Genomic DNA, 14,936 nt, shown 5'->3' on the forward strand with positions numbered 1-14,936 from the left:
TTATACCTCATTTTCTTGGATTAATTCTTTTAGTCGGGTTAAGGTTACTTTCGTCTCAGCTGTTGTCTCTCCTAGTAAGCTAGCGATTTCTTGTGCTACAATCATCTGTTTATTAATGACTTGTTGAGCCATATCAATCGCATTAATTTTTAACCGCTGTAAATGTTCTTCATGACGAATTTCTTCAGTTAAATCATGTAAAATACAAAGCATTACCTCTTGGTGCTCGATTCGAATAATACTCTCAATTACGGTTGTTTGATTATTATTAAGTGTCAAACGTAACCCTACTAAATCTTGTTTTGACTCCATCACTTCTAAAAAAGGCTCCTCCTCTAAAAAGACGGAAATGGGCAGCTCAATCGCTTGATCTTTCGTAATATCAAAAAAACGTTGTGCGGCCGGGTTCATATCAACAATCGTTAATTCATGATTGACTACTAAAATAATGCTTGGCGTCACATCAAAAATAACATGTGAGTATGTCTCTGCCTTATGCTTCATATAAGGTAAGCACATTGATGGTTCAGCCATATGATTATAAACAGCAATCGCCTTCTGCCGACATGTTTTATACCCGCACGAACCACAATTCAGCTCATCAGCAGATGAATATTTGCCTATATGATTTAAGATCTGTTCAATTTCTTTTTCACTTGGCTGAAGGATGGGGGCATATTTATTTTTAAATATTCGACCTACGTTAACGTGAAGCGGGTAGGTTTGTGAAGCAGGAATTTGATTTGGATCATTAAGTTCCCGATATTTTTTAATTCTCATTTTACGTTTGAAAATATTAACTTCCTTATCACCAATCGCAGGTCCTCCGATACAACTATGGTGGCAAGCACTCATCTCAAAAAAACAATTTTCAAATTCTCTACGCTCAATTCCTTCTAAGACTTTAATACAATCTTCAATGCCATCTACTGGAACAATCTCAATGTTTTTCTTTCGTTTAGTAAAGCAACTACTCATTCCCCCAACTATAGGATACGTTCGTTGACTTTGTTCCGTGGCATCTAAGTTCATCGATTCAACTTGATCAAAATCGAGATGTTCTTCAGAAATCCACTGAATGAGCTCCTCGATTGTAAGGACCGCATCAATAAACTCATCTTCTTCTCCTTCAATCTTTTTTGCTAGACATGGACCAATAAAAACCACCTTCGTTTCATGACCATATTTTTGTTTTAATAATCTAGCATGCACCATTAATGGAGTTAAAACAGGAATAAGTAATGGAATGAGCTTAGGAAAATGTTTTTCAATCAATAAGTTAACTGAAGCGCAGCAACTTGTAATACAACAAGTCTCTTCCATTTCCTCTTGAATCTTTTGATAAGCATTGGTGACCGCTAAGGCACCGACAGCTGTTTCCTCAACATAAAAACAACCTAACTTCTTTAATGCACCACAAATCTTTTGGGCTGAAACATCAAATACACCAAAACAAGTCGGTGCTAAAGAAATAGCGACCTTTTCCCCCTTATTTAAATAAGACTTAACTTTCTCAAGTTCCGTTTCAACCTTTTTTACATTTTTAGGACAAGCCTTTAAACATAATCCACATGCTATACAACGCTCTTCCATAATGATAGCTTGCTCATCTTTTATTTTAATTGATTGAACAGGACATGCTCTCACACAGGCATAACAGTTCTTACAATTAGTTGACTCAAAATTAATCACACTCATCTTACTCTTCCTCCATTACAAGAGGAAGAATAACAGACTTAAAAATATGTTGAACTTGATCCGGTGATACACCTATCACTTCCCCTGTTGGTAACACCAATGAAACAGCCTCTGTACAATGACCTAAACAAAATGCAGCTCTTAGTTCAATACATGTTTCTAAACCCGCAGATTTAATGAGTTGTTGTAACAGTTGAATCACCTCATATGATCCTTTTAAATGACAGGAACTCCCGACACAGATTTTTATAGATTTCATCTTATGACGTCCTCCTTATTTGTGTATAACTACCTCTTTAAAAATATATGACTATCTCTTCAACAATCATGCTCATTCATTACATTTTTTATTGAAAAAGCTAGCTTTGGTTACCTCTCGCAAACCTCGCTAGCTTTTTTTTATTTTTCTGACAAATCCACCTTATTTCCGAACATTTCGACAATCCTTTTAAACTATTTCCCGACAACTTTTTCTACCCTCTAATTATCGACAAACAATTTCCCGACACGTTTTTTATCGAGCCTAAAACATCACCTATTTCCCGACATTTTTTTCAGTTAAATTGGAAATAAAAAAAGTGCAAATCTGCACTTTAAACTGGGGATAAATCAATCTATAATTGATATTTTTCTTGATCACTTAATTCCCTATTTTCTTGAATCGCTTGTTGTCTATCCTCATCTGATGATGAATCATCGGTAGAGGAATCTTCATTTAATTCAGAATCCGTTGAACCAGACTGACTAGCATTACTTTTATCGGGCAACACTTCTTGATCTGATTCATCAAGGTGATCAGTCGATTCCTCTTCATCTATATCATCCGCCTCATTAGAGTCCTCTAGAGAAGAGTCTGAATGTGAAGGCTCTTGCTCTATTGTCCCTTCTTCTGGAGTCTGAACTTCATCTGATACGGCATCTAATAAACCATAGTTTAAAATATAGTCTTCTAACGTCCAATTGTTTTCAAAAATTTCAGTTGCTACTTCAACTCCAACATAACGAAGATGATACGGTTCATAGAAATAGCCAACTTCTGATTCACGATTTTCGGGATAACGAATAATAAATCCATACTCATGCGCATGTGCTAATACCCATTTCCCTTCCTCAGTATCAGCAAACTCTAGTGATAGCTCGTTATTAATCGATGGAGTCGTGATGTCAATGGCTAGTCCGGTTTGATGTTCACTATGTCCTGGTCGACTATTGAATTTATCAGCATACTCAAGTCCCATTTCATAGACGTCTTGATTGTATAAACTCTTCTGCACACTATACGAAATATAACCTGTTCTTAGTGTTAATTCATATCCCGCTTCTTGAGCTTTAGAAAATAATAATTCCGTCGCATCAGCAGCGTCACGACGTAAATAATTCGTATTCACTTGAGAATACGGTGTGACTGGTACATCCACAGGAACAAAATCTGTCGGTGCATAAAATTCATCTAAACGATAATTTTGATTCACTAAAACAAGTAAGCTGTTCGTATTTGGTGTTTCAACGATGTCTTGATAAAATTTAGATTTTACGTTCGGATACTTAGCATATTGCAATGCATAAGTCACCGAATAATTTTCATCTTGACTTAACACTTCATCGTAGATGGCAAAACTTGAAGAATCAAAGCTACTTGCCGCCATCAACTCAAAAGCTTGATCTGGATTTAAAGTCGTTTCCATTAATGATTTCAAATCTGATAAGCCAAATTGATAAAACAATGCCTCAACTTCTTGTGATTCATACCCTTTAGATTTTAAATTGGGTAGCACAACCGTTTGATATTCATCAATAGCTGAGATAACTTCATCAAGTTTTAAATATGGATTTTGCTTTTCATAATTAACATAACTAAATAAAGTCATCAAATCACTTTCTGTTTCTTTAGCATAGTTTAATAGACGATTTAACGCTACGATATCAACTGATTCCACATACGTATTAAAATCAGGATCAGAGAACCAGGCCTTTATGGTCTCCTCTTCATATCCTTGCTGAAGCAAAGTTGGAAAAAAGACATGATCTAAAAATGTCGCTAAATAAACCACTTCACTCGATTCAAGAGTTGGATAATACTCCGCTAACTTCACATAAGCGTCATAACAATCATAATTAAATCCTTTAATCGTTAGATAATCTACAATATCTTCGCTTTTTCGATCATCCTCGATTAAATCTTGAACAAGATCAGGTTGTTCATTTATTAGGCTCTCAATCAGTGTTCGATCATAACCAAGTCGTCTTAACACCATTTCATCACTCATCATATAGGAGTAAAATAATAGACCTGACCCAAGCAAAGCGACAATACCAATAGGAACTAATACTTTTTGCATCTAACAAGCACCCCTTTCCACATCATGTTTAGTATGTACCATCTTTTAAAAAATAAACCTAAAATTTAACAATTAAAATAGATAAATTAAATATCAAATTTGGGGATTTTAAATAGACATCTGTCTGAAATAGGCATAAATTAGTAGTGTATCTAGGAGGTGAGGATATGAGTTGTGAATGTAGTACTCCATCAACAAACAATAACTCAAATGCAAATAGATCAGCAAATTGTGTAGCTGACACAGTCAGATTCATTAATCGATTACAACAAGCGGTTGTTCCAACTGAAATTGGTTGCTCTCGTTGTAATACGCCTGTATTAGGCGAAACTTCTAAGGCTAATACACGGCCATTTATTTTATATCTTCCAAATGGTGAACCCTTTAGACTAGCCGTATTAACAGATAGTCCAAATGAACCAATTCCAGTCTTTCGGGTCGAAGATGTTAATGGAAATTGTGCTACCTTAAGAGCTTTAACAACAAGAAGAACTTGTTGTATGAATGACCGTGATATGCTTAATGAATTTAATTCAAATAATCCAGAGTCAGAATTCATTCCGACACGTTCTTGTGTCACTGTCAACTTAAATGATTTTATTGCTATTCAGTGTTTAGATGATGTATTCTTAAAATTAGAGATTTGTGATTGTATTTAAAAAAAAGAGGATTAATCCTCTTTTTTTAATATTTAGGGAAACTCACTATACGGCCTATCGCAGTGAGCATAAATTATAAAGTGTAAGGGGGTGAACCGTGTGAGTTGTAGTTATTATCATACTATTCATTGTGAAACTAGTCCTTCTTGTGTTGAGAAAAATTGTATAGCAGACACATTAAAATTAATTGATCGATTACAACGTCAATGCCAATCTAAAGAAAAGGAAAGTCTTTGTACACGCTGTGATAAGCCATTTCTAGGACATCGTTCAACAGCTAATACTCGACCAATTATTCTATATTTAAAAAATGGCGATCCATTTGAAATTATCTATTGTGAAGAGAATACTTCTGCCTCTCATCTCATTTTTCGAGTTGAAGAAGTCAAAGGGAATTGTGCAGTTTTAAGATTATTAATTCCAATTTGTCCATATCATAATGAGAAAATAAACTTATATTCACCTTCTACATCTAAACTCTATAAAGTTACCCAAACATGCGTAACCATTAATTTAGATGATATCAGTGCTATTCAATGTCTTGATGACGTTCATTTAAACTTAAAAGGGTGTCAATATTAGTTTAATAAGTGAAAGAAGCCAACTAACTGGCTTCTTTTTATAAATGTAAAATTCTAATTCCTTCAATGTCTGCCAATGAAATAGTTTCAACGTCGTCCATCAAATTATCAATGGTGATGTGCCGATCATCTACAATTTCAATCATTCCCGATTTTAAACTTCCATCTTTTTTTACAATTTGAACAATTGGAGCTTTCATCATTGAAGGTCGATTGGTTAAATCTTGAATAAACATTAAAATCTCTTGTTGTTTTTCATCTAACTGCAATTCAGAACCATTTTGTTCAGCACCTTCGCTATTCATAACATGAACAACATCCTGATTACTTTCATTGACATCATTTATCATCACCTCATTATCCTCTGCTTCATGAATAACACTTTCTTCTGTAATCGAATGGCTATCTTCTTCAGCTAGAGTGTTTTCTTCAGATAAGTCGCTCATCTTTTCTTCTGCCAGAACACCTTCTTCATAGAAGGGGCTAATTTCTTCTTCAACCAAAGTATCTTGTTCATCTGAAGCATTTATCTCTTTTTCATTAAAGAATGATGTTTGTGGATGCTCTCCATAATCGACTAAAATATTAACAGTTTCATACGGACAACTCTCTTCTTCATAAGAAGCAATCGCTTCTGACTCATCAACTAATGGAGATGTTGGCACTATACTTGGTCGCTCTTCAACAACTTCACGGATGGTCACATTGGATGGAATTAATGATTTAAAATTACTTTCACTCATCTGATCAAAATTATGAACGTAATTATCCGCTACAATATCTTTTGGCTTTGGCGTTGGTGTTTTAAAAAAGCTTTGTTCGTTCACAAAACATCCTTTATACGTTGTATCAACAAATAAAAGTGGCTCTTTTTCAAATGATTTTGCCATTAAACTAACCTCCCTTACCTTCGTCATACTATAATCTATGCAATCACTCGTCAGAAGTCACTACCAGCTTTTTTTAATTCTAGAGTAGACTTAAAGTAATGAATTTGATTTTATCAAAACATTTCCCTTCAATTACTTATCAATTCCACGATTATCTGATAGAATAAAATTATCCTTATGTGATAGGTGATAAACTTGAGAACTATTTTAAATAAATTTCGGATTTTATTATATAATCCCATTATCGTGTACTTGATTTTAATTATCGGAATTGGAATTGTAGCTATCCAATCTGCCATTCCACTTGCTAAAATCAACTATCCTAACCTTCCGGCTAACTATGCGACGAAGCAATTAATGTTCGTTAGTCTAGGTGCATTTGTCGCTATTTTAGTTGTCATCATTGGTGTGGATCGAATTCGCGCCCTTCGTTGGTGGATTTATGGTTTTTGGATGATTCCTTTATTAGGTTTATTCATTTATAAAAAATTTCATATCCCCATTCCATTGGTAAAAGAAGCAACAAATGGCGCTGTTTCTTGGTATAATTTACCCGGTATTGGAACCATCCAGCCCTCTGAATTTATGAAAATTGGAATTGTGCTAGTTGTCGCTGATATTATTCAAACGCATAATGAGCGATATCCACATCTGACACGAACATTTAAAACAGATTTACATTTGTTAGTTAAAATTATGGCAGCTGTCTTACCGCCAGCTTTCCTTATCTTTGAACAACCCGATTCAGGAATTACGATGATTATTTTATTCTTCGTTGCTCTGATGATTTTTGCATCCGGTATTCAATGGCGTTATATTTTAACTGTTGGTGGCTTTGTAGCGGTTATCGTTACTTTATTTATTTTATTAGTAGGCGTCTTTCCTGAGTTTCTAACGGAAACATTAAAGATTGACCTTTATAAATTAAGTCGTTTCTCTGGTTGGTTTGACCCCTTTGGAACGATGGGAAATGAAGGAATGCAACTTGCTAAAGGGTTATTAGCCATTGGTTCTGGAAATTTAATTGGGAATGGATTCCAAAGTTCGTTAGTCTACTTCCCAGAAGCTCATACCGATTTTATCTTTGCGGTCATCGGGATGGACTTTGGACTCATTGGAACGTTAATTACCGTTATTTTATGTGGTTTATTTGATTATGAAATTTTAAATACCGCCACATTAAACCGTGGACATTATAACAGTTATGTTTGTATTGGAATTTTTGGTATGTTATTCTTCCAACAAATCGAAAATATTGGAATGACGATTGGTCTTCTTCCGATCACAGGGGTAACATTACCATTTGTTAGTTATGGGGGGAGTTCTTCACTCTCTTACATGATTTTATTCGGTCTCGTCTTAGCTTCTTATATTGAAGGCATTAAGATTAAACATAACGAAGTCGATTATCATGAGCGTACGCTCTATTTAAAAACAAAAGCCTATATTAAAGACAATGTAAAATTTGATGATTAAAAAAGCTGAACCCTTTTGGGATTCAGCTTTTTTCTATTCATAAACAATATATTGTTGAACTTTTAAAAAGTATACATAACAGCTTACTTTTTTAGTAGGATAAATTTCTTTAATGGCTTTTGAGTAATACTTCATCTGCACCGCGTAGCGATCTTTTAGCTCTTCATATTGAGTATTAAAATCACGAACATAATCGGTTTTATAATCAATAATCCAAACGTAATCCTCAAATTCTGCTAATAAATCGATAACCCCTTGTAATAAAATTTGAGATTGTTCATGATCGGCAACTTTAACAAGCGTCATGAATGGAACCTCTTTTTTCACACTTATTGCTTTCGTCAATTGTTCATAAAGAGGGTTCTTTGTGAAAGCTAATACTTGTTGTAAATCAATTTTATTAGCCATTGCCTCAGTCATCATTTCTTTTTCTATCACACGAGTTTTCATATCTTGCAAACTCTCAAGCGTATGATCGAGACTTATCGGCAAGTGTTGCATGAATTGATGTAGTGCAGTTCCCGCTTCTGGTCCACTCACTTGTTGTTCTTTCATAAATGATGGACGATCATAGGCGACTTGTGGCTTAACTTCAGGAATCCCTTTAAACATCGGGGTGGTTTCTTCTTCTTTTCGTTGAGAGACGGATTGTTTCGCATTAATTTCAACAAGCGGTTGATAATCATATGAATGATCAAAAATCTTCTCAAAGTCAAGAGCCGGTGGTTGCATTTCAACCTGTTGGTTTTCAATTTCTTGTTCTTCTAGTTGCTCATGCTCGGTAATGATACGTAAACACCATGAACTTTGATCATCTAAGAAGAACGGCTTCGCTTCACAACACGTTTCGACGATTTCCTTTGAGTCTTTATGCTTTAAGACGGCCGGAATCACCCAATCTGCATAATTTTTTGCACTTAAACGATGACTTGATGGTAGTAACCAAGATGAATCTTTAATCACTTCATTCATTGAAGCCAATTTCTTTTCAGTATCAAAGACCCCCGTAAAAATCAGTTTTGATTTTGCACGCGTCATGGCTACGTATAACAGACGCATCTCTTCAGCTAACATCTCTTTATGGATCATCGACCCTACCACACTTTGAGCAATCGTCTTTTGCTTTAGTCGAAGCACAGGATCAATGTATTTTACAGCAACCCCATACTTTTTATGCACGAGATAATTTCCTAATTCATCTTGACGGTTAAATGTTTTATGAATTTGTGACACAAAGACAACTGGGAATTCTAATCCTTTTGATTTATGAATCGACATAATTCGAACGACATTTTCATTCGCTGTCACCGTCTTTGCTTTTCCGAAATGCTTCCCAAGTGCTTGCATACGATCAATATAATTCACAAACCCATACAATCCTTTTTTCGTACTATTTTCATACATTCGCGCTTTATCAACAAAGACATCAAGATTCGCTTTTCGTAAATAGCCATGTGGGAGTCCTAAAACGAATTCATAGTATAAGGTCTGCTCATAAATACGAATAATCAATTGAGATAACGATGTCGTTTTTGATTCAAAACGCCAACGTTCAATCGTCTGTACAAATTGAGCCACTTTTTGTTTTAACAGTTCATCTTCTCCGGCCTGTCGGTAGTAAAGAACTAAATCATAAAATGAATTAGCTTTTGTTGCCACTTTAATCAATGACAATTCACGCTCAGTGAAGAAGAATAATGGGGAACGCATCAAACCAACGAGTGGAATATCTTGATATGGATTATCAATGACTTTTAAACAAGAGACTAAGTTAATAATCTCAATCGAGTCAAATAAATCGGTATTTTGTTCCGTAAAGAGTGGGATGTTATAAAGTCTGAAGACATCTTGGAAAATCGTCACACTACCAAGTGAACGCATTAAAATCACAATATCTTGATACGTAATAGGACGATAACATCCTTTTTTACGATCATAAATTTCTTGTCCATTATTTACCCACTGTAAAATCAGACGGGCAATATGATGGGCTTCAATTTCGATCGCATTTAAGTCTGCTTCACTCTCTTCATCAAACTGTTTTTTATCAATTAAATGCACTTCACTTTTGTTAAATTCATCATTATTTTCACCGGTTACTCCAAGCTTTAACATGGCCGCTTCATCATACTCAATTTCTCCAACTGGTTCATCCATGAGTTGCTTAAAGATAAAGTTCGTCGCATCAATGACTTGTTGATGTGAACGATAGTTTTTCATTAGGTCGATTTTATTTCCGGCCTCTTTATTACTTGAATAGGCTTGATACTTACCTTGAAAAATGCTCGGCTCTGCTAAACGGAAGCGATAAATTGATTGCTTCACATCTCCTACCATGAAGATCGGAATTTCAGGCTGGGCAACCTTTGCAATTGAGGTAATGATACATTCTTGCATCGAGTTCGTATCTTGATACTCATCAATCATAATTTCTTTGAATTGATGATAAATATCCCTTGCAACATCGGTTGGTTGATCCTCTTGAACTAATAAGTGAAGCGTGTTCCATTCTAAATCGGAGAAGTCAAGCATCTGACGTTCACGCTTCGCCTTCAGAAATCGTTCATGAAACTTCATCACAAGCGTTGATAATGCGATGACTAAGTGTTCACTTTCATTAAAATGGCGGGCATGTGTTTCATTAGAGTACACGAAATACTTCTCTTCAAGTTTTCCTAAACGTTTTTTAAAAGCATCTCGTGCATTTTTACTCTGTTCATGAGCTTCTTTATCATATTGTTTTGCATTAAAACGAGGGAAGGTAGCTAATTTCGTATTTTTAAAGGCTTCACGCAAATCAGCATAAGCTGATTGTTGGCTTTCTTTTAAACGAGTTGCATAAGCGACGTCTTGGTCATAAACTTCTGTCCGATATTTATGATCAATTCCCATGACTTCAGCATCTTTCGCAAATTCACGTGCCTTTTCTAAATCTAAAAGGGCTTCATCAATCGAAGGCGCAATTAGTTTTCCAATTTCCTGATAATAGCGCCATGACTGTAAATCATGTCCATCCCACTCATATAAAGAGCGTAAATTCATGAGCCACTGATGCATCTGTGGATTAGAACGAGCCAACTCATAAACTTTCAGTAACATCGTTTTTAACGCCTCGTCATCGCGATCACTATTAAAGCTCTCACTTAAACAAAGGTAATTCTCATCCTCAATTTCCGCCAGTTCATCAAATAATTCTTCGATGACATCATCTTGTAAAATACCCACTTCAATGTCATCTGCAATTTTGAACACTGGATCGAGTTGAAGTAAGTAATAGTAACGACGAATTAATTTATTACAAAAGGCATGAAAGGTCGAAATATTGGCTGCTGAAATTTTATTTAATTGAGCCGAAAGAACTAAATTCCCTGGTTGTTTAGCAAGTTCTTGCTCAATACGAGCACGGATACGCTGCTTCATTTCAGCTGCTGCTGCTTCTGTGAAGGTTAAGACGAGTAATTCATCGATGTTAATATGATCAATTAAAATTTTTTGAATTATTCGTTCAACTAAGACGGCTGTTTTTCCTGATCCTGCTCCAGCAGAGATTAATAAATCATGTCCTTTCTCATAGATAGCTTGCCATTGTTCATCATTCCATATTGTATCATCCGGCTTTTTAGGAATATTACTCATCTCCGTCTCCTCCTTCCTCTAATTTACATTTCATCGCTTCCATCGCAAGATCAGCTTTCATTTTAGGTAACAGTCGGGATTCGTTTCCTAAGAAATCGGGATCAAATTGACAGATTCCTCGATACTGACAATAATCACAGGCTGTACTTTTTCCGTACTTCATTGGATTAATATTTAATTGGCCTTGCGTAATTCTTGTGGCTGACTCCTCAATCATTTGATTTGTGTATCTACGAAGCATCTGTAATGACTCCCCCGTTAACGTTGCATTTCCTCTTGCTGAGAAGCTTCCATCTTTCTTGAGTGTAATCGGCACAATATCACTTTTTGACTGCTCACTTAAACGCTGGTCACTTAAATGAACGACTTCATAATCTTCTGGTAAATAACCATTCATCTTATATTTTTCATGCTGCATTTGCTCAACTTTTTGTTCATACGCTTCTTGCCGTAATAAATCATCAACATCATGACTAATAAATGGGCGATGCACATGGAAGTATAATAATCCTCCAATCTCAGCTGGCATGTCGATTAACTGTAGAGCATTTGAAACAACGATATCTAAATACGTCAGTAACTGTAAACTGAGTCCATAATACACTTTATCAAGCTCTAAATCCTTTTCACTCGATTTATAATCAATGATTCGTAAATACGCGTGATCACCTTTTTCATTTTTCGCCACATCGACACGGTCAATAATTCCCTTTAACGATAACTTAAAACCATTAGGTAACTCGCGTGATTTTAAGTGAATTCCCGTTGTTTGTTGCGTATCAAAGGGTAATTCAAAGAATAGTGGCTTAAATGCACTATGATTCCCTTGATATTTTAGTCCAAGTAACGTCTTATAGACGACTTGGGTTAAACGTTCCGTTAGTTTCATCATTCGTTTACTTTGACGTAAAATTTTATATAATAATTGCTCACTTAATTCATCGGATACCATTTTTGATAACGTCAAACATTCATCAGGTGTTAAATCCGCAAAGGTACGATTCTCTTTCTTAATCAACTCCGCAATCCGTTTTAAGGCCTCATGATAAAGCTCTCCAATATGCGGTAAATCAAGCTTATATTGTTCACGTTCTTTTAATTTTAACCCATAACGGAGATAATGAGCGAACTCACATTGGTTAAATAGCTCTAAGCGTGAAACACTAGCAACAATTTCATCACTGTATAATTGCTTCGTAATCTGTGCATCTAAATTTGTCACTTCATTTTGATAATTTAAAATTTGCATGATCATTTGGTAGACAATAGGCTGCGTTTCTTGATAATAATCTAATAACGGTTCATAGTAAGAACGACGATTCGGATATTGCTTTAACGTCGCAATTAAATGAGCCACCGTTTGTGAATGGGTTGTTAAATGCTCATACACTTCCTCTTCCCATTCACGTCCAACATGATCTTCAGGAGCATCTGGGAATAAACTTCTTAAATGCGCATAAATATACGATGGTAAAAATTCTTTTCCCTCATCGTTACTACTTGCATACGATAACGTTAATGATTCTTTGGGCGACGTAAACACGGTATATAAAATAAATTGCTCATCGATTTGCGTTTGAACAAGGCTTGGCGCTAGTTCAATTCCAAATGCTTTCAATGATTCACGTTCTGTTTCACTTAATAAACTACTTTCCGTCATCGATTTTGGAATTTGTCCTTCGTTAACTCCTAAGACAAAGGCATGCTTAATGCCATATTGTCCAGGTGTCGTTAAATCACTCACGAGCTGATAACGGGCACGACGAAGCTCCCCAATCGACACTTGATCCAGACGTGGTGGAACAGTTGCATACGCCATCTCTTCAATCCCAGACTTAAAGACATTCACGAAGTCTTCTAAGCTAACGGCTTCTTCTTGACCAATTTCAACCAGTTGTTCAAAAAGAGAAAGCAATTGATTCCAAACCTGACCGTGCTGTTTATATAGCTTCAAGTCTTGTAACTCTTGAGCACTTTCCTCGAATAATGCCAGTTTTTGTGGAACTTGACACTCTTCTAGGAAACTAAACGTAGCGATCGCATAATCCTTGTACGTTTTAGCTTTCTTTAACTTCGATTCAAAGGAAGAAATCAGTGTACTGACTTCTTTACGAATTCGATTCACTTTTTGTTCTAATTCAAGGTCGGCATCCGTTTTAACATACCCACGTCCAAGACCTTGATAACGTTCATAGACCCAATCTTCTGATGTTTGCCAATCTGATTTTTTTAAGTTTCGAGCTAAGCAGTAGTTTTCTAATAAATCAACTTGTCGTTGATAAGCTTGATACAACTCATAAAAAGACTGTCCTTTTTTTAATCCTTCGACATTCATTAGCAAACCGGTCTTGATCACCGTAAACAACGATTCGTGACGCCATTGATTTAGGATAACATCAAATAAATGATAAATCATCGTCATTAACGGATGGTATAACATGGACTCTTTATAGTCTAAGAACATTGGAATTTCAAATTTCGTAAAGATGGCCGCAATTAATTCATCATAAGCAGCCGCGTCTCCTGTATAAATGGCGATATCACTATAAGTACACCCACCATCATGAACTAAGTGATGAATTCGTTTCGCGACTTCCTCAACTTCGATTCGACGATTGGCGGCTGTAAAGAAAGAAATCCCCTCTTCATTTGAGGGAACAAGTGGAACTTGTAAAAAATGTTTCTCTAAGTGATTTAGTGCACTTGCCTTAAAGAATCGAGACTGTTCATGTGCGGTTAACTCACATATTTCATAAGTTAATCCTCGTTCTTCTGCCCCATTTTGTAAACGAGTGAGTGTACGCCCTGACATTTCAAACACTTGACTTTCTGAGTTTAAATCGTGTGTTAAAACAACGGTCACTGATTTAGCATATTTCATGAGTTGGAATAAAATTAATTCCTCTTGCTTATTAAAAATATGATAACCATCGACGTAAAAATCACTATTTGCCACCGTTTGGCTGTTGGCAATTTGCTCACTTAAAAGCGTATAATAATCTTCACTCATTAAATATTTATTAAAAGAGACTTGTTGAAATGTTTCGTATAAAACCGCCAAGTCATTAATTTTTTTCGTTGATTGTAATGACCAATTTAGATCTTCATGTGGTTGATTCACACATTGAAATAACTGCGATGGACTAACACAATAGTTTTTAAACTCCGCAATCATTTCACTGACTTTATTGATAAAACCGGGCTTGTTTGCATAAAACGGGAATACTGTTAAGTCTTCCTTTTTTTCGTTCATTACTTTTTGAAGTAAAATAGCCAGTCCCACTTGATCCAAATGATAACGACTTAATCCCCCAGTTTCTTGTAAAATACGATAAGCAAAGCGGCTAAAACTTAATCCTTGAACACGCATTAAACTCGGATGCTCACTTTGCTTCAGTAACTGATACTCCATATGAAATGACATCTGATCGGGAACGATGACATAGATAGGATCCCCTTGTGGTACACTGTCACAAGCCTGTTTAATTTCATCTAAAATAACACGAGTTTTTCCTACCCCAGATCGTCCCACAATGAAACGAATACTCATACTCTCACCTCTTTATCCTTTAGTGTAATATGGTTGATTTTCATGTATGCTAAACGATGAAATCTATTGTTATTATACCATGTTCTAAAGGTGCTAAAAAAATGAAA

The 14,936-nt window shown here is 35.5% G+C and carries 9 protein-coding genes; 3 read left to right on the forward strand and 6 right to left on the reverse strand.

Going from position 1 to position 14,936, the window contains the following annotated elements; translation table 11 throughout:
• From J0J69_RS04315 to J0J69_RS04325, 3 genes are all read right to left on the reverse strand, one after another.
• Positions 1-1,698 carry a [Fe-Fe] hydrogenase large subunit C-terminal domain-containing protein gene (locus J0J69_RS04315; RefSeq protein ID WP_068758887.1) on the reverse strand — a complete coding sequence of 566 codons (1,698 nt, stop codon included), beginning with the start codon at positions 1,696-1,698 and terminating at the stop codon, positions 1-3.
• 1 nt (position 1,699) lies between these two features.
• A complete protein-coding gene (locus J0J69_RS04320) occupies positions 1,700-1,957 on the reverse strand; it encodes a (2Fe-2S) ferredoxin domain-containing protein (RefSeq protein WP_055242077.1) in 258 nt (85 codons plus the stop codon).
• Between the two features lie 355 nt (positions 1,958-2,312).
• Positions 2,313-4,037 (reverse strand): M15 family metallopeptidase, encoded by a 1,725-nt coding sequence (locus tag J0J69_RS04325; protein WP_212726053.1) that lies wholly within the window; start codon positions 4,035-4,037, stop codon positions 2,313-2,315.
• 167 nt (positions 4,038-4,204) lie between these two features.
• Here J0J69_RS04325 and J0J69_RS04330 point away from each other — a divergent pair, with 167 nt between their 5' ends.
• Entirely contained in the window at positions 4,205-4,696 is a 492-nt protein-coding gene (locus J0J69_RS04330; protein WP_055242075.1) for a CotY/CotZ family spore coat protein, read from the forward strand.
• A gap of 99 nt (positions 4,697-4,795) precedes the next feature.
• Positions 4,796-5,278, forward strand: a complete 483-nt coding sequence (locus J0J69_RS04335) for a CotY/CotZ family spore coat protein (protein WP_212726054.1) — start codon at positions 4,796-4,798, stop codon at positions 5,276-5,278.
• 37 nt (positions 5,279-5,315) lie between these two features.
• On the opposite strand, the gene J0J69_RS04340 is transcribed toward J0J69_RS04335, so the two are convergent.
• Positions 5,316-6,167: a hypothetical protein gene (locus tag J0J69_RS04340; RefSeq protein ID WP_055242071.1), complete on the reverse strand. Its 852-nt coding sequence runs from the start codon at positions 6,165-6,167 to the stop codon at positions 5,316-5,318.
• Positions 6,168-6,362: 195 nt separating this feature from the next.
• On the opposite strand from J0J69_RS04340, the gene J0J69_RS04345 reads away from it, so the two are divergent.
• Positions 6,363-7,643, forward strand: a complete 1,281-nt coding sequence (locus tag J0J69_RS04345) for an FtsW/RodA/SpoVE family cell cycle protein (RefSeq protein ID WP_055242069.1) — start codon at positions 6,363-6,365, stop codon at positions 7,641-7,643.
• A gap of 33 nt (positions 7,644-7,676) precedes the next feature.
• Here the strand turns inward: J0J69_RS04345 and addA are convergent, their stop codons facing one another.
• Both addA and addB read right to left on the reverse strand, forming a co-directional pair.
• Complete coding sequence (gene addA, locus J0J69_RS04350) at positions 7,677-11,279, reverse strand: helicase-exonuclease AddAB subunit AddA (protein WP_212724582.1); 3,603 nt, start codon at positions 11,277-11,279, stop codon at positions 7,677-7,679.
• Entirely contained in the window at positions 11,272-14,829 is a 3,558-nt protein-coding gene (addB, locus tag J0J69_RS04355) for a helicase-exonuclease AddAB subunit AddB (RefSeq protein ID WP_212726055.1), read from the reverse strand. Before addB ends, addA begins: the two co-directional genes overlap by 8 nt.
• Between the last annotated feature and the right edge of the window lie 107 nt (positions 14,830-14,936).

Source organism: Turicibacter bilis (assembly GCF_024499055.1).
In the GTDB taxonomy this organism is placed as follows: Bacteria; Bacillota_I; Bacilli_A; order MOL361; family Turicibacteraceae; genus Turicibacter; species Turicibacter bilis.

Excerpts from the sequence above, each read along its gene's own strand:
- addB (WP_212726055.1), bottom strand. The coding sequence starts at position 14,829 with ATGAGTATTCGTTTCATTGTGGGACGATCTGGGGTAGGAAAAACTCGT.
- J0J69_RS04315 (WP_068758887.1), bottom strand. The coding sequence starts at position 1,698 with ATGAGTGTGATTAATTTTGAGTCAACTAATTGTAAGAACTGTTATGCC.
- J0J69_RS04340 (WP_055242071.1), bottom strand. The coding sequence starts at position 6,167 with ATGGCAAAATCATTTGAAAAAGAGCCACTTTTATTTGTTGATACAACG.
- J0J69_RS04330 (WP_055242075.1), top strand. The coding sequence starts at position 4,205 with ATGAGTTGTGAATGTAGTACTCCATCAACAAACAATAACTCAAATGCA.
- J0J69_RS04320 (WP_055242077.1), bottom strand. The coding sequence starts at position 1,957 with ATGAAATCTATAAAAATCTGTGTCGGGAGTTCCTGTCATTTAAAAGGA.
- addA (WP_212724582.1), bottom strand. The coding sequence starts at position 11,279 with ATGAGTAATATTCCTAAAAAGCCGGATGATACAATATGGAATGATGAA.
- J0J69_RS04325 (WP_212726053.1), bottom strand. The coding sequence starts at position 4,037 with ATGCAAAAAGTATTAGTTCCTATTGGTATTGTCGCTTTGCTTGGGTCA.